At 71.4% G+C, this 20412-nt stretch carries 17 protein-coding genes and 1 tRNA gene; 7 read left to right on the top strand and 11 right to left on the bottom strand.

Annotated features, from left to right (window positions below):
• The first annotated feature begins 2 nt into the window (after nt 1-2).
• From BFF78_RS31150 to BFF78_RS31140, 3 genes are read left to right on the top strand one after another with little or no spacing between them, the layout of a single operon-like run.
• The gene (locus BFF78_RS31150; protein ID WP_069781461.1) at nt 3-1844 is read left to right on the top strand and encodes a branched-chain amino acid ABC transporter permease; all 1842 of its coding nucleotides are present in this window, start codon (nt 3-5) and stop codon (nt 1842-1844) included.
• Nucleotides 1845-1849: 5 nt separating this feature from the next.
• Complete coding sequence (locus tag BFF78_RS31145; protein WP_069781460.1) at nt 1850-2887, top strand: ABC transporter ATP-binding protein; 1038 nt, start codon at nt 1850-1852, stop codon at nt 2885-2887.
• Nucleotides 2884-3600, top strand: a complete 717-nt coding sequence (locus BFF78_RS31140; RefSeq protein WP_069781459.1) for an ABC transporter ATP-binding protein — start codon at nt 2884-2886, stop codon at nt 3598-3600. The genes BFF78_RS31145 and BFF78_RS31140 overlap by 4 nt, the downstream gene beginning before the upstream one ends.
• A 60-nt stretch (nt 3601-3660) precedes the next feature.
• On the opposite strand, the gene BFF78_RS31135 is transcribed toward BFF78_RS31140, so the two are convergent.
• A complete protein-coding gene (locus BFF78_RS31135; protein WP_069781458.1) occupies nt 3661-4317 on the bottom strand; it encodes an ANTAR domain-containing response regulator in 657 nt (218 codons plus the stop codon).
• A 100-nt stretch (nt 4318-4417) separates the two neighbouring features.
• Here BFF78_RS31135 and BFF78_RS31130 point away from each other — a divergent pair.
• Nucleotides 4418-4492: transfer RNA gene (locus tag BFF78_RS31130), tRNA-Leu, on the top strand.
• A gap of 75 nt (nt 4493-4567) precedes the next feature.
• On the opposite strand, the gene pyk is transcribed toward BFF78_RS31130, so the two are convergent.
• The 7 genes from pyk to BFF78_RS31095 all read right to left on the bottom strand — a co-directional run bounded on the left by pyk (nt 4568) and on the right by BFF78_RS31095 (nt 14153).
• Entirely contained in the window at nt 4568-6007 is a 1440-nt protein-coding gene (gene pyk, locus BFF78_RS31125) for a pyruvate kinase (protein WP_069781457.1), read from the bottom strand.
• Between the two features lie 242 nt (nt 6008-6249).
• Nucleotides 6250-7656, bottom strand: coding sequence for a lysine N(6)-hydroxylase/L-ornithine N(5)-oxygenase family protein (locus tag BFF78_RS31120; RefSeq protein WP_069781456.1), 1407 nt, complete (start codon nt 7654-7656; stop codon nt 6250-6252).
• Complete coding sequence (locus BFF78_RS31115) at nt 7653-9011, bottom strand: pyridoxal phosphate-dependent decarboxylase family protein (protein WP_099055109.1); 1359 nt, start codon at nt 9009-9011, stop codon at nt 7653-7655. The genes BFF78_RS31120 and BFF78_RS31115 overlap by 4 nt, the downstream gene beginning before the upstream one ends.
• 231 nt (nt 9012-9242) lie before the next feature.
• Nucleotides 9243-10076, bottom strand: a complete 834-nt coding sequence (locus tag BFF78_RS31110) for an SDR family oxidoreductase (RefSeq protein ID WP_069781454.1) — start codon at nt 10074-10076, stop codon at nt 9243-9245.
• 111 nt (nt 10077-10187) lie between these two features.
• On the bottom strand, nt 10188-12710 hold the full coding sequence (pepN, locus tag BFF78_RS31105; protein WP_069783927.1) for an aminopeptidase N: 2523 nt from the start codon (nt 12708-12710) through the stop codon (nt 10188-10190).
• 175 nt (nt 12711-12885) lie between these two features.
• Complete coding sequence (locus BFF78_RS31100) at nt 12886-13230, bottom strand: chorismate mutase (protein WP_069783926.1); 345 nt, start codon at nt 13228-13230, stop codon at nt 12886-12888.
• A gap of 35 nt (nt 13231-13265) precedes the next feature.
• On the bottom strand, nt 13266-14153 hold the full coding sequence (locus BFF78_RS31095; RefSeq protein WP_069781453.1) for a helix-turn-helix domain-containing protein: 888 nt from the start codon (nt 14151-14153) through the stop codon (nt 13266-13268).
• A gap of 99 nt (nt 14154-14252) precedes the next feature.
• Here BFF78_RS31095 and BFF78_RS31090 point away from each other — a divergent pair, with 99 nt between their 5' ends.
• Together BFF78_RS31090 and BFF78_RS31085 are read left to right on the top strand one after the other, a co-directional pair.
• Nucleotides 14253-16007 (top strand): glycoside hydrolase family 35 protein, encoded by a 1755-nt coding sequence (locus BFF78_RS31090; RefSeq protein ID WP_069781452.1) that lies wholly within the window; start codon nt 14253-14255, stop codon nt 16005-16007.
• A 58-nt stretch (nt 16008-16065) separates the two neighbouring features.
• On the top strand, nt 16066-16947 hold the full coding sequence (locus BFF78_RS31085) for a hypothetical protein (protein ID WP_069783925.1): 882 nt from the start codon (nt 16066-16068) through the stop codon (nt 16945-16947).
• Between the two features lie 36 nt (nt 16948-16983).
• Here BFF78_RS31085 and BFF78_RS31080 read toward each other — a convergent pair whose 3' ends face one another.
• Entirely contained in the window at nt 16984-18423 is a 1440-nt protein-coding gene (locus tag BFF78_RS31080; RefSeq protein ID WP_069781451.1) for an MFS transporter, read from the bottom strand.
• Between the two features lie 125 nt (nt 18424-18548).
• On the opposite strand from BFF78_RS31080, the gene BFF78_RS31075 reads away from it, so the two are divergent.
• A complete protein-coding gene (locus tag BFF78_RS31075; RefSeq protein ID WP_069781450.1) occupies nt 18549-19031 on the top strand; it encodes a MarR family winged helix-turn-helix transcriptional regulator in 483 nt (160 codons plus the stop codon).
• Nucleotides 19032-19043: 12 nt separating this feature from the next.
• Here the strand turns inward: BFF78_RS31075 and BFF78_RS31070 are convergent, their stop codons facing one another.
• Together BFF78_RS31070 and BFF78_RS31065 are read right to left on the bottom strand one after the other, a co-directional pair.
• Nucleotides 19044-19655, bottom strand: coding sequence for a TetR/AcrR family transcriptional regulator (locus tag BFF78_RS31070; RefSeq protein WP_069781449.1), 612 nt, complete (start codon nt 19653-19655; stop codon nt 19044-19046).
• Nucleotides 19656-19678: 23 nt separating this feature from the next.
• Nucleotides 19679-20404 (bottom strand): vWA domain-containing protein, encoded by a 726-nt coding sequence (locus BFF78_RS31065; RefSeq protein WP_069781448.1) that lies wholly within the window; start codon nt 20402-20404, stop codon nt 19679-19681.
• Nucleotides 20405-20412 lie beyond the last annotated feature (8 nt).

Raw genomic sequence — 20412 nt, 5'->3', positions numbered from 1 at the left:
CGATGACCACACAGACCACCACATCCGAGACCCCCGAGACGCCGGAAACCCCGAGCGCCCACGCCACCGCCCCGTCCGGCCTGATCGGTCTGCCGGCCCCGCTCGGCAGGGCCCTCGCCACCGGCGGCGGCGCCCTCGCGATCGTCTCCACGTTCCTCTCCTGGACCTGGACCGCCGACTTCCCCGGTGACCTCACGGTTTACGGCTACCCGGGCGGCCTGCAGGTGCTGGTGCTGATCGGAGGCATCCTCACCACCCTGTTCGGTCTCGCCTCCTACGGCGTCAAAGGCCTCGGATGGCTGGCGCCCGGAAGCGCCGACGCGGCCCTGAAGCTGGCCGCGCTCGGTACCTTCGCCACCGCCTGGTACACCGTCATCGCGATCAGCGACGAGCTCGGCGGCCTGGTGAACCTGGAGCCCGGCGGCTTCGTCGTGGCCGTCGCCACCCTGGCCGCCCTGCTCGGCGCGCTGGCCCTGCCGTTCGAGCGGCCGGAGCCCGACCTCGCCGACCCGGACGACCGCGGCTGGGAGCTGCTGCGCCACAACTCCCGGCAGAAATGGAACATCTTCAAGGCGGCCTTCGTCGCCAAGGCCCCGGCCCCGGCGCGTGCCCTGCCGGCCTACGCCGAGATCCTCGTCATCGTCGCGGCCATGGCCGTGGGCCTGTGGGTCTTCAGCTACGGCGTCAGCACACCGTACGACGAGCTCTTCATCGGCTTCCTCATCACCGCCGGCTTCGGCTTCGCCGCCCTCTCCAAGGCCGGGCTCGTGGCCCGGGTCTCGGCGATCACCGCGAAATACCGCACCGTCACCATGATCGGCGCCTTCGTCGCCGCCGTGGCCTTCCCCTTCACCCAGTCCAACGACCAGTACGCGACGATCGGCGTCTACATCCTGATCTTCGCGACCGTCGCGCTGGGCCTGAACATCGTCGTCGGCCTCGCCGGTCTCCTCGACCTCGGTTACGTCGCCTTCCTCGGCGTCGGCGCCTACACCGCGGCCCTGGTCTCCGGCTCGCCGTCCTCCCCGCTGCACGTGAACTGGCCGTTCTGGGCCTCGGCGTTGCTCGGCGCGGTCGTCGCCATGATCTTCGGTGTCATCATCGGCGCCCCGACCCTGCGACTGCGCGGCGACTACCTGGCCATCGTCACCCTCGGCTTCGGTGAGATCTTCCGCATCACCGTCCTCAACATGGACGGCACCTCGGGCCCGGACGTCACCAACGGCTCCAACGGCATCTCCTCGATCCCGAACCTGAACATCGCCGGCTTCGACTTCGGCCAGGAGCACCAGATCCTCGGCACCACCATCGGCCGGTTCGCCAACTACCTGCTGCTCATGCTGATCATCACGCTCATCGTGGTCGTGGTGTTCCGGCGCAGCAGCGACTCCCGCATCGGCCGTGCCTGGATCGCCATCCGCGAGGACGAGACCGCGGCGCTCGCCATGGGCATCAACGGCTTCCGGGTCAAACTCATCGCCTTCGCCCTGGGCGCCTGCCTGGCCGGTCTCTCCGGCTCCGTGCAGGGCCACGTCACCTACACCGTGACCCCGGAGCAGTACCAGTTCGCCTACGCCGTACCGCCCAACTCGGCCTTCCTGCTGGCCGCGGTGGTCCTCGGCGGTATGGGCACCATCGCCGGTCCGCTGGTCGGCGCGTCCCTGCTGTACCTGATCCCGGCCAAGCTGCAGTTCCTGGGCGACTACCAGCTCTTCGCCTTCGGCGTCACCCTCATCCTGCTGATGCGCTTCCGTCCGGAGGGCCTCATCCCCAACCGGCGTCGCCAGCTCGAATTCCATGAAGATGCCGAAGCGCCCGCCGTCCTCACCAAGGCAGGGGCCTGACCACGATGACTACCGACACCACCACCCAGGACGCCACCCCCGGCGCCCCCGCCTCCGGCGAGGCCGTCCTCGACGCCCGTGGCGTGACCATGCGCTTCGGCGGTCTGACGGCCGTACGGAACGTGGACCTCACCGTGAACAGCGGCGAGATCGTCGGCCTGATCGGCCCCAACGGCGCCGGCAAGACGACCTTCTTCAACTGCCTGACCGGCCTGTACGTGCCCACCGAGGGCGAGGTCCGCTACCGGGGCCAGGTGCTGCCGCCGAAGTCCTTCAAGGTCACCGCGGCCGGCATCGCCCGTACCTTCCAGAACATCCGGCTGTTCGCGAACATGACGGTCCTGGAGAACGTCCTCGTCGGCCGGCACACCCGCACCAAGGAGGGCCTGTGGTCCGCGCTGCTGCGCGGTCCGGGCTTCCACCGCGCCGAGGCGGCCTCCCGCGAACGGGCCATGGAACTGCTGCAGTTCGTGGGCCTGGACCAGAAGGCCGAGCACCTCGCCCGCAACCTCCCCTACGGCGAGCAGCGCAAGCTGGAGATCGCCCGCGCCCTGGCCAGCGAGCCCGGGCTGCTGCTGCTCGACGAGCCGACGGCCGGCATGAACCCGCAGGAGACCCGGGCCACCGAGGAACTGGTCTTCGCCATCCGGGACAAGGGCGTCGCCGTGCTCGTCATCGAGCACGACATGCGCTTCATCTTCAACCTCTGCGACCGGGTGGCCGTCCTGGTACAGGGCGAGAAGCTGGTCGAGGGCGACAGCGCGACCGTCCAGGGCGACGACCGCGTGATCGCGGCCTACCTCGGCGAGCCCTTCGAGAACGCGCCCGGCGACGAGGAGGTGGCCGAGGTGGAGGCCGCCGAGGCGAACGCCGAGGCCGGTGAGACAGCCGAGTCTGCCGAGGCGGGTGCCGATGCCACGGCGGAGGCCACCGACGCGGACGCCGATGCCACGGCCGAGGCCGCCGACTCGGACGCCGAGGCCGCCGACTCGGATGCCGCGACCACGACCGACGCCGCGCCCGGCAAGGAGAACGACCGATGACCGCACTGCTCGAAGTGGAGGACCTGAGGGTCGCCTACGGCAAGATCGAGGCCGTCAAGGGCATCTCCTTCAAGGTCGAGGCCGGTCAGGTGGTCACCCTCATCGGCACCAACGGCGCCGGCAAGACCACCACGCTGCGCACGCTCTCCGGCCTGCTCAAGCCGGTCGGCGGACAGATCCGGTTCAACGGCAAGTCGCTGAAGAAGGTCCCGGCCCACGAGGTGGTCGCGCTGGGCCTCGCCCACTCCCCCGAGGGGCGGCACATCTTCCCGCGCATGACCATCGAGGACAATCTGCGCCTCGGCGCGTTCCTGCGCAGCGACAAGCCGGGCATCGAGAAGGACGTCCAGCGTGCCTACGACCTCTTCCCGATCCTGGGCGAGCGGCGCAAGCAGGCCGCGGGCACCCTCTCCGGCGGTGAGCAGCAGATGCTGGCGATGGGCAGGGCGCTGATGTCCCAGCCCAAGCTGCTGATGCTGGACGAGCCGTCGATGGGCCTGTCGCCGATCATGATGCAGAAGATCATGGCGACGATCGCCGAGCTGAAGGCGCAGGGCACGACGATCCTGCTGGTCGAGCAGAACGCGCAGGCGGCGCTCTCGCTCGCCGACGAGGGTCATGTCATGGAGGTCGGCAACATCGTCCTGTCCGGCACGGGCCAGGATCTGCTGCACGACGAGTCGGTCCGCAAGGCCTATCTGGGCGAGGACTGACCCGTACGACGACAAAGGCCCGCGCCCCCTTCTCCGGGGCGCGGGCCTTTGTCATACAGGTCAGCCCTTCTTGGCCGCCTTCTTCTCCTCGTTGTCCGCGATCACGGCCTCCGCGACCTGCTGCATCGACATACGCCGGTCCATGGAGGTCTTCTGGATCCACCGGAACGCGGCCGGCTCGGTCAGCCCGTACTCGGTCTGGAGGACGGACTTCGCGCGGTCGACGAGCTTGCGGGTCTCCAGCCGCAGGGTGAGGTCGGCGACCTCCTGCTCCAGTTGCTTCAGCTCGGTGAAGCGGGAGACGGCCATCTCGATGGCCGGCACGACGTCGCTCTTGCTGAACGGCTTGACCAGGTACGCCATGGCGCCGGCGTCCCGGGCCCGCTCGACGAGGTCGCGCTGCGAGAAGGCGGTGAGCATCAGGACCGGGGCGATGGACTCCTCGGCGATCTTCTCGGCCGCGGAGATGCCGTCCAGCTTGGGCATCTTCACATCCATGATGACCAGGTCCGGACGGTGCTCGCGGGCCAGCTCGACGGCCTGCTCGCCGTCCCCGGCCTCGCCGACGACGGTGTACCCCTCCTCCTCCAGCATCTCTTTCAGGTCGAGCCGGATCAGGGCCTCGTCCTCGGCGATGACGACACGGGTCGTCAGCGGAGGCACGTGCGACTTGTCGTCGTCGGGCGCGTCTACGGGCTGGGGCGACTCGGCGGTCACGGGGGCTCCTCGTTCCAGGCAGGGGTACTGCTGACAAGAGCCTACCTAGCTACGGTATGGTGGACGCGCGGAGGGTCGGGGGAAACCTTGGATTCTGCGAGCCCCGGTAGCCCAATTGGCAGTAGGCAACGGATTCAAAACCCGTACAGTGTCGGTTCGAGTCCGACCCGGGGCACTTTTTCCTTGGATTCCAAGGTCAGCAGTTCCGGATGGCCCCTCAGGTGAGGGGCCCTTTTCATACCTTCGGGTTTCATACCTTCGGGCTGTCGTCCTCGCCGATGTGGTGGACGCGGACCATGTTGGTCGAGCCGGAGACCCCGGGCGGGGAGCCGGCCGTGATCACCACGACGTCGCCCTTCTCGCAGCGGCCGTACTTCAGCAGCAGCTCGTCCACCTGCTCGACCATGGCGTCGGTGGAGTCGGCATGCGGGCCGAGGAAGGTCTCGGCGCCCCAGGTCAGGCTGAGCTGGGAGCGGGTGGCGGGCTCGGGGGTGAAGGCCAGGAGGGGGATCGGGGAGCGGTAGCGGGAGAGGCGGCGGGCCGTGTCTCCCGACTGGGTGAACGCCACCAGGAACTTGGCGCCCAGGAAGTCGCCCATCTCCGCCGCCGCGCGGGCGACCGCGCCGCCCTGGGTACGCGGCTTGTTCCGCTCGGTCAGCGGCGGCAGACCCTTGGCCAGCATGTCCTCCTCGGCCGCCGCGACGATCTTCGCCATGGTGCGCACGGTCCCGACCGGGTACTTGCCGACGCTGGTCTCGCCGGAGAGCATCACCGCGTCCGTGCCGTCGAGGACGGCGTTGGCCACGTCGGAGGCCTCGGCGCGGGTCGGCCGGGAGTTGTCGATCATCGAGTCGAGCATCTGGGTGGCGACGATGACCGGCTTGGCGTTGCGCCTGGCGAGCTTGACCGCGCGCTTCTGCACGATCGGCACCTGCTCCAGGGGCATCTCCACGCCGAGGTCGCCGCGCGCGACCATGAGCCCGTCGAAGGCGGCCACGATGCCGTCGAGGTTCTCCACGGCCTGCGGCTTCTCGACCTTGGCGATCAGCGGGAGGCGGCGGCCCTCCTCGGCCATGATCCGGTGCACGTCCTTGGCGTCGTCGCCGCTGCGGACGAAGGAGAGGGCGATGACGTCGAAGCCGGTGCGCAGCGCCCAGCGCAGGTCTTCCTCGTCCTTCTCGGACAGGGCGGGGACGGAGACGGCCACGCCGGGCAGGTTCAGGCCCTTGTGGTCGGAGATCATGCCGCCCTCGACCACGCGGGTGCGGACCCGGGGTCCGTCGACGGCCGTGACCTCCAGACAGACCTTGCCGTCGTCGACGAGGACGCGCTCACCGGGGGTGACGTCGGCGGCGAGGCCGGCGTAGGTGGTGCCGCACTGGTGCCGGTCGCCCTCGGCGCCCTCCTCCACGGTGATGGTGAAGGTGTCACCGCGTTCAAGCAGTACCGGTCCTTCGCGGAAACGGCCGAGGCGAATCTTCGGACCTTGAAGGTCGGCGAGAATTCCGACGCTGCGACCGGTTTCGTCGGCGGCTTTGCGTACCCGCCGGTAGCGCTCCTCGTGTTCGGCGTGGGTGCCGTGGCTGAGATTGAAGCGGGCGACGTCCATTCCGGCGTCGACCAGTGCCTTGATCTGGTCGTACGAGTCGGTGGCGGGGCCCAGAGTACAGACGATCTTTGCTCGGCGCATATGTCGAGCCTAGGCCTTACCCGTGGGTAGAGAATCGGCCGCACATGACCACTCAACAGACTTTGGGTAAAGGGTCATTGACAAGTGTTGAATTGTGCGAGCACTCGCTCCGATGAGCGAATTATTCGACTGGGGCTGCTTCAGGCGAGCCCGTGTTCCAGCGGCCTGGCAGGCGGCGCGGATCCGGTCGGGCCGAAACTGATCCGCGCCGTCGGCGGGGCCTCATACGTGCTGTCCGGCCGCTACCTTCCCTCGACAAGGGGAATCAGCTGCAGGGGCTGGCGGGGCTTCGGAACGAGGGTGGGGCGCTCAAGTCCGAAGGTCGTGAAGGCGGTCCGGGCGGGGAGCCGGTAGGTGTCCTTCCCGGCGAGCGAGTTGAGGATGGTGGCGCTGCGCCAGGCGGCGAGGCCCAGGTCGGGTGCGCCCACGCCGTGGGTGTGCGTCTCGGCGTTCTGGACGTACACCGAGCCGGTCACGCACGGGTCGAGGACGAGCCGGAACTCCGCGTCGATACGCGGGCGTTCGCCGCTGTCGCGGCGCATGTAGGGGTCGAGCCCGGCCATGATGCGGTCGAGCGGGCGCTCGCGGTAGCCGGTGGCGAGGACGACGGCACCGGTGGTGAGCCGGGAGCGGGTGCCCTGCTGGAGATGCTCCAGGTGGAGTTCGATCTGGGTGGTGGCGATCCGGCCCGCGGTGCGGACATGGACGCCCGGGGTGAGGACGGCGTCGGGCCAGCCGCCGTGCACGCTGCGCCGGTACAGCTCGTCGTGGATGGCGGCGAGGGTGCCGGCGTCGATGCCCTTGTGCAGCTGCCACTGGGCGGCGATCAGCCGGTCGCGGACGGGCTCGGCGAGGGAGTGGAAGTAGCGGGTGTGGTCGGGGGTGAAGTGCTCGAGGCCCAGCTTGGAGTACTCCATCGGCGCGAACGCCTCGCTGCGGCCGATCCAGTGCAGTCTCTCGCGCCCCACGGGGCGGTGGCGCAGCAGGTCGAGGAAGACCTCGGCGCCGGACTGCCCGGAGCCGACGACGGTGACGTGGTCGGCGGCGAGGAGCGCGGAACGGTGGTCCAGGTAGTCGGCGGCGTGGATGACCGGCACGCCCGGGGCCTCCACCAGTGGCTTGAGCGGGTCGGGCACATGGGGGGCGGTGCCGATGCCGATGACGACGTTCCGGGTGTAGGTACGGCCCAGGGCCTCGGCCTCGCCCTCGGCGTCGAGCTGGGTGAAGTCGACCTCGAACACGTCCCGTTCGGGGTTCCAGCGGACCGCGTCCACCTGGTGGTGGAAGCGCAGCGCGGGCAGGTTCTGCGCGACCCAGCGGCAGTAGGCGTCGTACTCGGCGCGCTGGGTGTGGAAGCGTTCGGCGAAGTAGAAGGGGAAGAGCCGCTCGCGGGTCCTGAGGTAGTTCAGGAAGCTCCAGGGGCTGGTCGGGTCGGCGAGCGTCACCAGGTCGGCCAGGAACGGCACTTGGATGGTGGCGCCTTCGATGAGCAGCCCGGGGTGCCAGGCGAAGCCGGGGCGCTGTTCGTAGAAGACGGCGTCGAGTTCGGGGCGGGAATGGGCGAGGGCGGCCAGGGAGAGGTTGAACGGGCCGATGCCGACGCCGACCAGGTCGCGGGGGGACTGCTCGCTCTGTGGGGGGTTGGTCATACGAGGCTGCCTTCTGTGACGAGTTTCAGGAGCTGGGCCAGGTCGTCCGGCCGGGTGTGGGGGTTGAGGAAGGTGGCCTTGAGCCACAGGCGGCCGTCGAGCCGGGCGCGCCCGAGGACGGCCCGGCCCTCGTCCAGCAGCCCGCGGCGTACGGCGGCCACGGCGTCGTCGGCCGCGTCCGCGGGCCGGAACAGGACCGTGCTGATCACGGGCCGGTCGTACAGCTCGAAGCCGGGGTGTTCCTCGACCAGCACGGCGAACTCGCGGGCGCGGGCGCAGACCTGGTCGACCAGGGCGCCGAGTCCGGTGCGGCCGAGGGTTCTCAGGGTGACGGCGATCTTGAGGACGTCGGGACGGCGGGTGGTGCGCAGCGAGCGGTCGAGCAGGTCGGGGAGTCCGGCCTCGGTGTCGTCGGCGGCGTTGAGGTAGTCGGCGCGCTGGTGGAGTACGGCGAGTTCGCCGGGGCGGGCGACGGCGAGCAGGCCGGCGGCGGCCGGCTGCCAGCCGAGCTTGTGCAGGTCGAGGGTGACGGTGTGGGCGGCCTCGAGGCCGGCGAGTTTGTCCCGGTGCCGGTCGCTGAAGAGGAGGCCTCCGCCGTAGGCCGCGTCGATGTGCAGCCGGGCGCCGTGGGCGGTGCACAGGCTGGCGATCTCGGGCAGCGGGTCGATGAGGCCGGCGTCGGTGGTGCCGGCGGTGGCGGCGACCAGCAGGGGGCCGGAGAGGGTGGTGAGGGCCTCGTCGAGGGCGGCGAGGTCCAGGGTGCCGCCCGGCGCCGGGACGACGACCGGGTCGGGCAGGCCGAGCAGCCAGGCGGCGCGGGGCAGCGAGTGGTGGGCGCCCGCCCCGCACACGAGCCGTACGCTGCCGCCGTGCGCCTCGCGGGCGAGCAGCAGGGCGAGTTGGTTGGACTCGGTGCCGCCGGTGGTGACGAGGGCGTCGGCGAGACCGGCGGCGTGGGCGAGGGCGCGGGTGACGGCGGCTTCCAGGGCGGAGGCGGCCGGGGCCTGGTCCCAGGAGTCCAGGGACGGGTTGAGGACGCTCACGGCGAGGTCGGCGGCGGTGGCCACGGCGAGCGGCGGGCAGTGCAGATGGGCCGCGCACAGCGGGTGGGCGGGGTCGGCGGCGCCCTCCGCGAGGGCGTGTACGAGGGCGCGCAGGGCGTCGGGGTCGCCCTCGTCCGGCAGGACGTCCCCGAGCGCTTCGGCGACATGCGCGGCGACCGCCTCGGGTCCCCCGGCGGGCAACGGCCCGCCGCGCTCCCGGCCACCGGCCGAGAGCGCGTCGAGGACGGTGCCGAGGAGGGGGCGCAGGGCGGCGGGGCCGTGGGGGCCCGAGGCGAGGGGCGGCGTGCGCAGAGGTTCTTCACCGCTCATCGGCTGTCCTCCGCTCATGGACTGACCTACGGGGTTTCCGGCGCCGGTTGCCTTCCGGCTTGTGGCTGGACTTCCAGCTTGTACGGAAAGCGGCCCGTGCGTCCAAAAAGCCCAACCATCGCTACCCGAAAGTGGGTATGGCCGTACGAAGAACACACCTTGGGACGGTCGAAGTACCTTGCCGTTCGGGCCTTCCCGTTCGGGCCTTCCTGTTCAGGCCTTCCCGCCGAAGTCCTCCACATGGTCCTGTGCCCACTGGGCGAACGTGCGGGCCGGGGTGCCGGTGATCCTCTCCACCCCGTCGGTGATTTCCGGCGGCACGCCGACCGTCTGCTCGAAGGTCCGCAGCAGCCGCTCCAGCATGTGCGGCGGGACGTGCGGGAAGAGCTCGGGGCCCGCCTCGCGGGGGTCCGTCTCCACGAACGTCAGCTCCCTGCCGACGGCCGCGCCGATCGCCGCGACCTGCTCTGCGTTGGTGGTCGCCGCGGGCCCGGTCAGCCGGTGTGCGGCGCCCTCGTGTCCGCCGTCGAGCAGGACCCGCTCGGCGACGGCCGCGATGTCGTCCTCGTGGATGGGCGCGGAGAGGGCGCCCGCGAAGATTCCACGGACGGTGTTCCCGGCGCGGACCTGCGGCGCCGCCCACTGCAGGGCGTTGGTGGCGAAGGCGTTGGGCCGCAGGAACGTCCAGTCGAGCCCGCTGTCACGGATCCGCTGCTCGACGGTGGCATGCATGACGTGGATGGGGTGGGTCTCGTCGGCGCCCTCCTGGATGATGCCGCTGGAGAGCAGCACGACATGCCGCACCCCATGGGCTCGGGCGGCCTCCAGCAGGTCGGCCGTGCCGGCCTGTGCGTACAGGAAGAGGGCCGTCGCGCCGCCGAACAGGGCGGCCGGGTCGTCCGGTTGGAACCGCACGACCTCGGCGCCGGCGGGCAGGGCGGCCCGCTGCGGGTCGCGGGTGAGCGCCCGCACGGGCCGGCCGGCGGCGAGGAGACGGTGGACAAGGGCACGGCCGACATTGCCGGTCGCGCCGGTCACTACGATCATGGAAACTGCCTCCGAAGGCTCGGCTGATCGTTCTTGACAGCTCGAGCCTAGGAACAGCGTCCGGATCGCGGCATCGTCGGCAGGGACCAGCCGCGCCCTAGGCCGAGGGACCTAGTCCGCGTGCACCGGCTGCTCCTCGGGTGCCTCCTGTGCCTGCTCACCGCGCACCCGCAGGGCACGGGCCAGGTCGTCGAGGCGGTCGGCAAGCGTGCGGCGCAGGGCCGGGGTGGGGTCGGCGTCGCGCAGACAGGCCTCGCCGAGCCGCAGGTTCTCCGTGTCGACGGCGTGCGCCGGGAAGGCCCAGCGGCCGGCGGCGACGGCTATGGCGGGGCCGCGCCGGGCGCCGACGGCGACGGCGTCCGCGTAGAAGCGCGGCACGTACTCCCGTACCAGATCGGCCTGTTCGGGCTGCCAGAAGCCCTGCGCGGTGGCCGTGAAGAGATAGTTGGACAGGTCGTCGCCCGCGAACATCGCCGCCCAGGCCGCCCGCTTGGCCTCCGGGTCGGGCAGGGCGGCGCGGCAGCGGGCGGCGCCCTCCTGGCCGGTGGCGCTCGGGTCGCGCTCCAGCTCGGCGGCGATGGCGGCCTCGTCGGTGGCGCCGAGCACGGCGAGCCGGCCGAGGATGCGCCAGCGCAGCTCGGGGTCGAGCTCCGGCCCACCGGGCACCGTGCCGTCGGCGAGCCAGGCGGCGATGGCGTCGGGGTGGGCGGCCGCGCCGATCAGGTGCCGTACGGCGATCAGGCGCAGGCCGGGGTGGTCGCCGTCCTCGGTGCGCCGCAGCAGGTCCCGGCAGAGGGCGGTGAGGGTCGCGAGGGCGGCCGGGCGGTCCTCGGGCTTCAGGTACTGGTCGGCGATCTGACCGGAGGCGAAGGCGAGGACGCCCTGGACGAGAGCCAGGTCGGTCTCGCGCGGGAGGTGGGCGCGGGCCGTCTCCAGGTAGGCGGCGGGCGGGAGTTCGCCATCGCGCACGGCGTCCCTGAGGGCGTTCCAGACGACCGCGCGGGTGAGCGGGTCGGGCAGTCCGGACAGGCCGGCCCGGACCGTCCCGAAGGAGTCGGTGTCGAAGCGGACCTTGGCGTAGGTGAGGTCCCCGTCGTTGAGCAGGAGCAGCGCGGGGCGCCTGCCGATGGGCTGCGGGGCGGTCTGCGGGACGTCCAGGTCGAGGCGCGTACGCAGCACCAGCCGGCCCTCGTCGGCGACGTCGTGGTCGTACAGGCCGGCGGTGAGGCGGTGCGGCCGGCTGCCCGCTTGGTCGACGGTCAGCGTGCAGCCGCCCTCGGTGGAGGCGACGAGCGGGGTGAGCTTGTCCACGCCGGTGGTGCGCAGCCAGCCGTCGGCCCAGGCGGGCACGTCACGGTCGGTCGCGGAGGCGAGGGAGTCGATGAAGTCGGCGAGCGTGGCGTTGCCGAACTTGTGCCGGGCGAAGTGGGTGTTGATGCCGGCGAGGAAGTCCTTCTCGCCGAGCCAGGCGGCCAGCTGGCGCAGCGCGGAGGCGCCCTTGGCGTAGGAGATGCCGTCGAAGTTGAGCAGTGCGGAGGCCGTGTCATCGACCTTCTCGGGGGCCACCGGGTGGGTGGTGGGCCGCTGGTCGGCGTCGTAGCCCCAGGCCTTGCGGGTCACGCCGAACTCGGTCCAGGGGCCGGTGAAGCGAGTGGCCTCGGCGGTGGTCTGGTAGCCCATGTACTCGGCGAAGGACTCGTTCAGCCAGATGTCGTCCCACCACTTGAGCGTGACGAGGTCGCCGAACCACATGTGGGCCATCTCGTGCGCGATGACCATGGCACGGGTCTGGCGCTCGGTGTCGGTGACGGCGGAGCGGTAGACGAAGTCGTCGCGGAAGGTGACCAGGCCCGGGTTCTCCATGGCGCCCGCGTTGAACTCGGGGACGAACGCCTGGTCGTAGGAGTCGAAGGGGTACGGCTCCTCGAACTTCTCGTGGTAGCGGTCGAAGCACGCGCGCGTGACGTCGAGGATCTCCTCGGCGTCGGCGTCCAGGTGCGGCGCGAGGGAGCGGCGGCAGTGGATGCCGAAGGGCAGTCCGCGGTGCTCGGTGCGCACCGAGTGCCAGGGGCCGGCCGCAACGGCCACCAGGTAGGTGGAGATCAGCGGGGTGGGCGCGGCCTGCCAGACGCCGTCGGCGCGCTGTTCGGTGATGCCGTTGGCGAGGACCGTCCAGCCCTCCGGCGCCCTGACGGACACCTCGAAGACGGCCTTCAGGTCGGGCTGGTCGAAGGCGGCGAAGACGCGCTGGACGTCGTCCATGAACATCTGCGTGTAGACGTACGTCTCGCCGTCGCTGGGGTCGGTGAAGCGGTGCATGCCCTCGCCGGTGCGCGAGTAGCCCATGGCCGCGTCCACGCACAGCTCGTGCTCGCCCGCGCCGAGGCCCTTCAGCACCAGCCGGCCGTCCTGCAGCGACTCGGGGTCGAGGGGTTCTCCGTCGAGCGTGACGGCGCGCAACTCGGCGGGCTTCAGCTCCACGAACGTGTCCCCGGCGGACCGCGCGGCGAACCGGATCACGGTGCGGGAGTCGAAGGTCTCGTCCCCGGTCGTGAGGTCCAGTTCGACCGTGTAGCGGCGGACGTCGAGGAGCTGTGCTCGGAGCTGCGCTTCATCGCGCGTGAGTGCGGACATGCAGGCCATGCTGCCTGATACCACTGACAGCGCACAGGGGGTGGAGGAATTCACGGCTTATGTCCGGATCACCGCCCCGGCCCGCGCCCGCTTCCGACCGTGCCCGCCCGCTCCCGATCGGCCCCGACCGGTCCTGAACCCTCCCCGCCCGCCTCCGTCCGACCTCCCACCGCCCCTACTGCTCGGTGTCCTCCCCGTTCACGGTGTCCTCGGCGATCCGCTCGTGGTGCCGGATCACCTCCGCGATGATGAAGTTCAGGAACTTCTCGGCGAAGGCCGGGTCGAGCTTGGCGTTCTCCGCGAGGCGGCGCAGCCGCGCGATCTGGCGCGCCTCGCGGCCCGGGTCGGCGGGCGGCAGCTGGTGCACCGCCTTGAGCCGGCCGACCTGCTGGGTGGCCTTGAAACGCTCGGCGAGCAGGTGGACGACGGCCGCGTCGATGTTGTCGATGCTGTCGCGCAGCCGCTCCAGCTCCTGGCGGACCTCGGGGTCCACGTCGCCGGTTCCGATGTTGCTGGTCATGGACATCACCCTATGGGTTCGCCGGGGCGGGTCTCCTAGATGTCCGGAGAGTGGATCACCGGTGGATCGTCGGGGTCCGGGACGCGGTCGCTCCAGCCGCCGGGCACGCTGCGGCCCTGCTGGGCACGGAAGCGGACCGGGGCGAGGCCCACACGGCGGGTGAACAGCCGGGAGAAGTACGCGGGGTCGTCGTAGCCGACCCGGCGGGCGACGGCCGCGACGGGCAGCTCCGTGGCGGCGAGGAGTTCCTTGGCCCGGCCGAGACGGATGCCGAGCAGATAGTCCTTGGGGCTGCAGCCCGCGGCCCGGCGCACGGCGCCGCGCAGCTCGGCGGGGGTCATGCCGTGCACGCGCGCGTGGTCGGCGACGCTCATCGGTGTGCAGGCGTCCCGCGCGAGCGCCTCGAGCACCTGGTCGCCGTCCGGGGCGACGTCGGCGCGGGCGCGGCGCAGGGCGACGAGGAGCTCGTGCACGGCGGCACCGGTCTCCACCTCCAGCAGCGGATTGCCGCGGCGGGCGGCGCGGGCGATACGGGCGACCACCGTGCGGGGCCCGGAGGCGTCGGAGAGCGGGACGAGGGGCCGCTCGGGCTCGATGTAGCCCAGTTCGGTGTACGTCGTGGTCGCGGGCCCGGCGAAGTCGACGAAGCCCTCGTCCCAGCCGGTGTCCGGATCGGGCGCGTAGTGGTGCGGCACGCCCGGGGTGAGCCACAGCAGCGCGGGCGCGGTGACGGTCGTACGGCGGCCGTCGGCGCCCCGGTACCAGCCGCGGCCCGCACTGATCACGACGGCCACGTGGTGGTCGAGGGTGCGCGGGCCGACCGTGGGCAGCGCGCCGTACTGGAGGCCGACGCCGAGGCAGACCAGACCGAGGCGGTGGTGTGCGGGGCCGGGGCTGAAGAACCGCATCCAGGTCTGGTACATCGGCGCTCCTCCCGGGCGTGCGGTGGGGCGGACTTTTGTCCAAGCAGCGCCGATCTTCGTCCATGGCGCGGACCGCCGGAAGGGGTGAGGCTGGGGCGCATGAGCGAGTTCGCGGTGGGGGAATCCGACTTCCTGCTGGACGGGCGGCCGGTACGGCTGCTGTCGGGGGCGCTGCACTACTTCCGGGTGCACGAGGAGTACTGGCGGCACCGGCTGGCGATGCTGCGGGCGATGGGCCTGAACTGCGTGGAGACCTACGTCCCGTGGAATCTGCACCAGCCGCGCCCCGGCACCTACCGGGACGTGCAGGCGCTCGGCCGGTTCCTGGACGCGGTCCGGGAGGCCGGTCTGTGGGCGATCGTCCGGCCCGGCCCCTACATCTGCGCCGAGTGGGAGAACGGCGGACTGCCGCCCTGGGTCACGGGCGAGCCGGGCACGCGCGTACGCACGTGTGACGAGCGCTATCTGTCCCACGTACGGCACTGGTTCCACCGGGTGACGCACCAGATCGTGCCCCGGCAGATCGACCGCGGCGGCCCGGTGGTCCTGGTGCAGGTCGAGAACGAGTACGGCAGCTACGGCAGCGACACCGGCCATCTGGAGGAGCTGGCGGGTCTGCTGCGCGTCCAGGGGGTCACGGTCCCGCTGTTCACCTCGGACGGCCCCGAGGACCACATGCTGACCGGAGGTTCGCTGCCTGGGGTGCTCGCCACGGTGAATTTCGGCTCCCACGCGCGCGTGGCCTTCGAGACGCTGCGCCGCCACCGCCCCGAGGGCCCGCTGATGTGCATGGAGTTCTGGTGCGGCTGGTTCGACCACTGGGCCGGCGAGCGCGTCGTCCGCGACCCCGGGGAGGCGGCCGAGGCGCTGCGGGAGATCCTGGAGTGCGGGGCGTCGGTGAACCTCTACATGGCGCACGGCGGCACGAGTTTCGGCGGCTGGGCGGGCGCCAACCGGGGCGGCGAGCTGCACGAGGGCCCGCTGGAGCCGGATGTGACCTCGTACGACTACGACGCTCCCGTGGACGAGTACGGCCGCCCGACGCAGAAGTTCTGGCGCTTCCGAGAGGTACTCGCCGGCTACCACCGGGAGCCGCTCCCCGAACTTCCGCCACTGCCCGCCCCGTTGGGCCGCCCTGCGGAGGTGACGCTCGACGGCTGGGCACCCCTGGGGGACGTCCTGGAGACGCTGGGCGGAGAGGAGAGGACGGCACCCCTGCCGCCCACCTTCGAGGAACTGCACGTCACCCGGGGCCTGGTGCGCTACGAGGTGGAGGTGCCCGGCCCCCGGCAGCCGTATCCCCTGACCCTGCGCGGGCTGCGGGATCTCGCGGTGGTGTACGTCGACGGTGAGCGGGCCGGCGTGCTCACCGAGGAGGAACCGCGGCTGAAGGAGCCCGTCGCGGGCCCCGCGCGTGTGGAGCTGTGGGTGGAGTCCCTGGGGCGCGTGAACTACGGGCCGCGCTTCGGCGAGGCGAAGGGGATCACCGGCGGCGTTCTGCACGAGCGGCAGTATCTGCACGGGGTACGCGCGCGTGGGCTGGATCTGGACGCCTTCTCCGGCGGAGTGACGCGGGTGCCGTTCGGCGCGCTGCCCGAGGCGGGCGCCGCGGGCCTGTACCGGGGGACTGTGATCGTCCGCGGGCCCGGGGACGCCCGGCTGGAGCTGCCCGGCCTGACGCGCGGGTTCGTCTGGATCAACGGCTTCAACCTGGGCCGCTACTGGTCGGTGGGCCCCCAGCGGTCTTTGTACGTCCCCGGCCCGGTGCTGCGGGAGGGCGAGAACGAGGTGTGGGTGCTGGAGCTCCGGGAGACCGGCCCGGACCGCCCGGCGCCCCGTCTCCTGCCCGTGTGACCAGCCGCCCTTCCCGCCTACAGTGGAGAGGAGTTCCGGCGTCTTTGGGGGTGTGGACGTGGCGAACGGCGGACCGGTCCAGCACGGCTACCCGCACCTGGAGACGGTGCGGGCCGCCATCACCGCGCTGTACAAGCGGCTGTCCTACGACGCCGTCCAGACGTTCTCGGTCAGCCTGGCCCCGGCCGACGTGGCCTTCTGCGACACCGACGACCTGCATCTGGGTGCGCAGCGGGTGGCCCGCGAGATCGTGCGGCACTTCCGGCTGCCGGACGCGCGGCTGGTCGTCGGTTTCCGGGAGATGACCCACGCGGCGAACGTCGAACTGGCGGCGGGCCCCGAGTACTTCGTGGAACTGAACGATCGTTTCCGCACCCATCGCAGGGACATCGGCGCGGCGCTCGCCCACGAGGTGGCGCACGTCTACCTGCACCGTCTGGACCTCTCCTTCCCGACCACGGCGGAGAACGAGATCCTCACGGACACGGTGACGACGTATCTGGGCGCGGGCTGGCTGCTGCTGGACGCCTTCCGGGAGGACGGGGTCTCCTCGCAGAAGCTCGGCTACCTCACCCCGGAGGAGTTCGGTTACGTCCTGGCGAAGCGGGCGCTGCTCTTCCACGAGGACCCCTCGGTGTGGTTCACCAGCCCGCAGGCCTACGACGCGTACGCCCAGGGGATGGCCCGGGCCCGCCGCGACGAGCAGCAGCCGCCGCTGACCGGGGCCGGCTGGGCGGGGCGGCGCCGCTATGCCCACGACCGACGGCACGCCTCCGGCGTCCAGCCGGCGGTTCCCTACGCCTTCTCCCCCGACCCGGCGGGCCGGCTCCGCGTCTCCTTCTCCTGCCCCACCTGCCATCAGCGGATCCGGGTGCCGGTGCAAGGCCGGGTACGGGCGCGGTGCGGGCTGTGCCGGACGGTACTGGAGTGCGACACGTAGGGTCACGAGACCGCGCCGGGGGCTCCGCCCACGGTGTCAGCCGAGTTGCTCGGCCGACCCCCGCCGGGGAAGCGCCGCACACAAGCCCCCGCACACCGCGAACGCCCCGACCACCCACGGCATCGCATCCGCCAGCGCCCCCGTCATCCCCTTCCCGGCGGCCCCGAAGAACACCGTGCCGACCACGGCGGCACCCAGCGCTCCCCCGAACTGCTGAGCCGTGGAGAAGATCCCGGACGCCCCGCCGGCCAACTCCCCCGGCACCGCCGACAGCACCACGTTCACCAGCGGCACCACCAGGAAGCCGAGCCCCGCCCCGGCGATGAGCAGCCCCGGCACCATCGGCCAGGCCCCGGCATGCGCGGCAGGCGCGCCGTCGACCACGGCGCCCACCCAGCCGAAGCCGCCCGCCATCATCAGCGCCCCGGCCCCGAGCACCAGCCGCCCGTACCGTACGGCGAGCCCGTCGGCGGCGGGCGCGGTCAGGAAACCACCGGCCGAGAAGGCGACCGTCACCAGACCGGCCTGCATCGGCGTGTACCGCTCCCCGGCCTGCAGCCAGACCGCGAAGACCAGGAAGAAGCCCTGCATGCCGACGGAGAACAGCAGCTGGACGAGCACGCCCACGGAGAACGCGGGGAGCCGGAAGGCGCGTGCGGGCAGCAGCGGTACGGTCCCGGGCCGGTGCCGTCGGGCCTCGTACACCCCGAGCCCCACCACGGTCACGACCCCCGTCCCGAGGCAGCCCCAGCCCCACAGCGGCCAGCCGTTCTCCCGGCCCTGCACCAGCGGCAGCACGATCGCGACCAGCCCGCCGGCCAGCAGCAGGCTGCCCAGGACATCGGGACGGCCCGCAGACCGCTCCCGCGTGGCCGGGACCAGCAGCAGCCCGCCGACGAAGGTCGCCACGGCCACCGGCACGTTCACCAGGAACACCGAGCGCCAGCCCCAGCCGAACAGGTCGGCGTCCGTGAGCACCCCGCCGAGCAGCAGCCCGACGGCGGAGGCGAACCCGGCGACCGCCCCGTACATCCCGAAGGCGGCGCCGCGTTCCTTGCCCTGGAAGAGGGTGCGGAACGAGCCGATCACCTGCGGCACCAGCACGGCCGCGAGGACGCCCTGCACCGCGCGTGCGACGATCAGCTGGCCCGGCGACTGGGCGATCCCGCAGGCGAGGCTCGCCAGCCCGAAACCGGCCGTACCGGAGAGGAAGAGCGGGCGGCGGCCGATGCGGTCGCCGAGGTGGCCGGAGACGATCAGGGCGGCGGCGAAGCCGAGCAGATAGGCGGAGACGACCCACTGGAGGTCGCTCGCCGAGGCGTGCAGATCGCGGCTGATGGACGGCACGGCCACGTTGACGATCGTCGTGTCCAGCAGGTCCATGAGCGCCGCGATCATCATCACGACGGCGGCGGCCCAGCGGCGCGGATGCGGTTGCGCCGTGGTGGCGGCGGGTTCGGTGAGGGTTGCGGACATGGAGGTCTCCTTGACTCCTCGGACTCCGGATTTATTTCGTTCGACCTAACGAAAGAGTTGCACCGCCACTGCCACCCCCGCAAGTCGTTAGTTCGACCGAACGAAATTTTTGCTAGTCTGGAGACATGGCCAAGGCAGAGCAGAAGCGGGGCGAGGCGGCGCGGTCCGAGGTGCTGGACCAGCTCATGGCCGTGGGCCGGGCGCACAGCGGGGTCACGGTCATGTTCCACTCGGCCGTCGCCGCCAAGCAGGGGCTGAACGCGACGGAGGAGAAGACCCTGGACTTCCTCCAGCGGCAGGGCCCGCTCACCGCGAAGGACCTCGCCGAGCTGACCGGGCTCGCCCCCGCCTCCGTCACGGGCCTGCTCGACCGGCTGGAGGCCAAGGGATTCGTCCGCAGGGTCAAGCACCCGACGGACAAGCGCCGGGTCCTGGTCGAGCTGAACGAGGACAAGATCGCCGAGCTCGCCGAGTTCTTCGAGGACTGGGCGCGGGACGTCGTCGAGGCCTGCGAGGAGTTCAGCACGGACGAACTGCGCACCGTGATCCGGTTCCTGTCCGTGATGAGCGAGCGCCAGCGCACCGCGGCGGCCCGCCTGACCGGCTGAACGTACGGCGCTCTAGGCGCGTACGGCGATCCCGTCCAGCACCATCGTCAGATACTGGCGGGCGATCTCCTCGGGGCTGTGCCGTCCGCCGGGCCGGTACCAGGAGGCGGCGACCCACACGGTGTCGCGCACGAACCGGTAGGTGAGGCGGACGTCGAGATCGGCGCGGAAGACGCGCTCGGCGACCCCACGTTCCAGCGTGCTGAGCCAGGCCTTCTCGAACCGGCGCTGGGAGTCGGCGAGGAACGCGAACCGGTCCTGGGCGACGAGCTGCCCGCTCTCCTTCTGGTAGATGGCGACGGCGGCGCGGTGCCGGTCGATCTCCCGGAAGGACTCGGTGACGAGTGCCTCCAGCGTCTCGCGGGGCCCGAGTCCGGCGGCGAGGACGGTGTCGTAGCCGTCCCACAGCTCGTCGAGGAAGGTCCGCAGGATCTCCTCCAGCATCGACTCCTTGGAGTCGAAGTGGTAGTACAGGCTGCCCGCGAGCATCCCGGCGTGGTCGGCGATCCGGCGGACGGTGGTGGCGTTGTAGCCGTGCTCGGCGAAGACCTCGGCAGCGATGCCGAGGAGTTCGCCGCGCCGGGCCGCCGCCGCGGTCACCTGGGGCTTCTTCTTGGTGGGCACGCACCCATTGTTTCAAACACCCGTTAGGCAGTCCGCACGATGCCCGCGGCGCGTGCGGCCGCCAGCCACCGGGGGAACTCGCCGACGAGCCGGTCGTACAGTTCGGCGTCACAGACGCCTCGGGGATCCTGGCCGGCGTGGAAGAAGCCGGCGTTGTCCACGATCCGCTTGTCCGGTACGGCCAGTTCGTCGAGCTTGCGCAGGAAGTCGAACTGCCGGCTGTCCGGGTCGCCGAAGCCGACGAACTGCCAGAACAGCGGCAGCCTGGCCGCCTTGCACAGATAGCGTTCGGCGGCGAGCTTGTTGATCGGGCCGCCGTCGGTCTGGAAGACGACCAGGGCCGGGTCGGTGGCACCGCTGTCCAGGTAGTGGTCGATGACGGCGTCCATCGCCAGGTGGTAGCTGGTCCTGCCCATGTGCCCGAGCCCGGCCACGATCCGCTCGACGCCGCCCTCGTGCCGGTCGAGGGCGATGTCGGTGACCGCGTCGACGTCGGTGGAGAAGAACACCACCGGCACCCGGCCGTCGTCGTCCAGGTGCGCGGACAGGCCCAGCACCCGGTCGGCGAGCGTCTGTACGCTGCCGTCCTTGTAGTACGGCTTCATCGAGCCGGAGTAGTCGACCACGAGGTAGACGGCGGCGCGCAGCCCGTCCAGGCCGTGCTTGGTGAGCGACACTCCGGCCGACCGGTAGGCGCCGACGAGCGCGGGCGCGGTCTGCTCCACCTTGCTGAGACTGATCGCGGCCATGGTCCCCC

It is taken from the genome of Streptomyces fodineus, from assembly GCF_001735805.1.
Lineage (GTDB): Bacteria > Actinomycetota > Actinomycetes > Streptomycetales > Streptomycetaceae > Streptomyces > Streptomyces fodineus.
The sequence above is the reverse complement of the archived record's forward strand: the minus strand, read 5'-3'. Positions and strand labels throughout refer to the sequence as shown.

Bases quoted from the DNA above. Each gene is read 5' to 3' on its own strand.
- BFF78_RS31150 (WP_069781461.1), top strand. From the start codon at position 3: ATGACCACACAGACCACCACATCCGAGACCCCCGAGACGCCGGAAACC.
- BFF78_RS31145 (WP_069781460.1), top strand. From the start codon at position 1,850: ATGACTACCGACACCACCACCCAGGACGCCACCCCCGGCGCCCCCGCC.
- BFF78_RS31140 (WP_069781459.1), top strand. From the start codon at position 2,884: ATGACCGCACTGCTCGAAGTGGAGGACCTGAGGGTCGCCTACGGCAAG.
- pyk (WP_069781457.1), bottom strand. From the start codon at position 6,007: ATGCGCCGAGCAAAGATCGTCTGTACTCTGGGCCCCGCCACCGACTCG.
- BFF78_RS31120 (WP_069781456.1), bottom strand. From the start codon at position 7,656: ATGACCAACCCCCCACAGAGCGAGCAGTCCCCCCGCGACCTGGTCGGC.
- BFF78_RS31110 (WP_069781454.1), bottom strand. From the start codon at position 10,076: ATGATCGTAGTGACCGGCGCGACCGGCAATGTCGGCCGTGCCCTTGTC.
- pepN (WP_069783927.1), bottom strand. From the start codon at position 12,710: ATGTCCGCACTCACGCGCGATGAAGCGCAGCTCCGAGCACAGCTCCTC.
- BFF78_RS31100 (WP_069783926.1), bottom strand. From the start codon at position 13,230: ATGACCAGCAACATCGGAACCGGCGACGTGGACCCCGAGGTCCGCCAG.
- BFF78_RS31095 (WP_069781453.1), bottom strand. From the start codon at position 14,153: ATGTACCAGACCTGGATGCGGTTCTTCAGCCCCGGCCCCGCACACCAC.
- BFF78_RS31090 (WP_069781452.1), top strand. From the start codon at position 14,253: ATGAGCGAGTTCGCGGTGGGGGAATCCGACTTCCTGCTGGACGGGCGG.
- BFF78_RS31080 (WP_069781451.1), bottom strand. From the start codon at position 18,423: ATGTCCGCAACCCTCACCGAACCCGCCGCCACCACGGCGCAACCGCAT.
- BFF78_RS31075 (WP_069781450.1), top strand. From the start codon at position 18,549: ATGGCCAAGGCAGAGCAGAAGCGGGGCGAGGCGGCGCGGTCCGAGGTG.
- BFF78_RS31065 (WP_069781448.1), bottom strand. From the start codon at position 20,404: ATGGCCGCGATCAGTCTCAGCAAGGTGGAGCAGACCGCGCCCGCGCTC.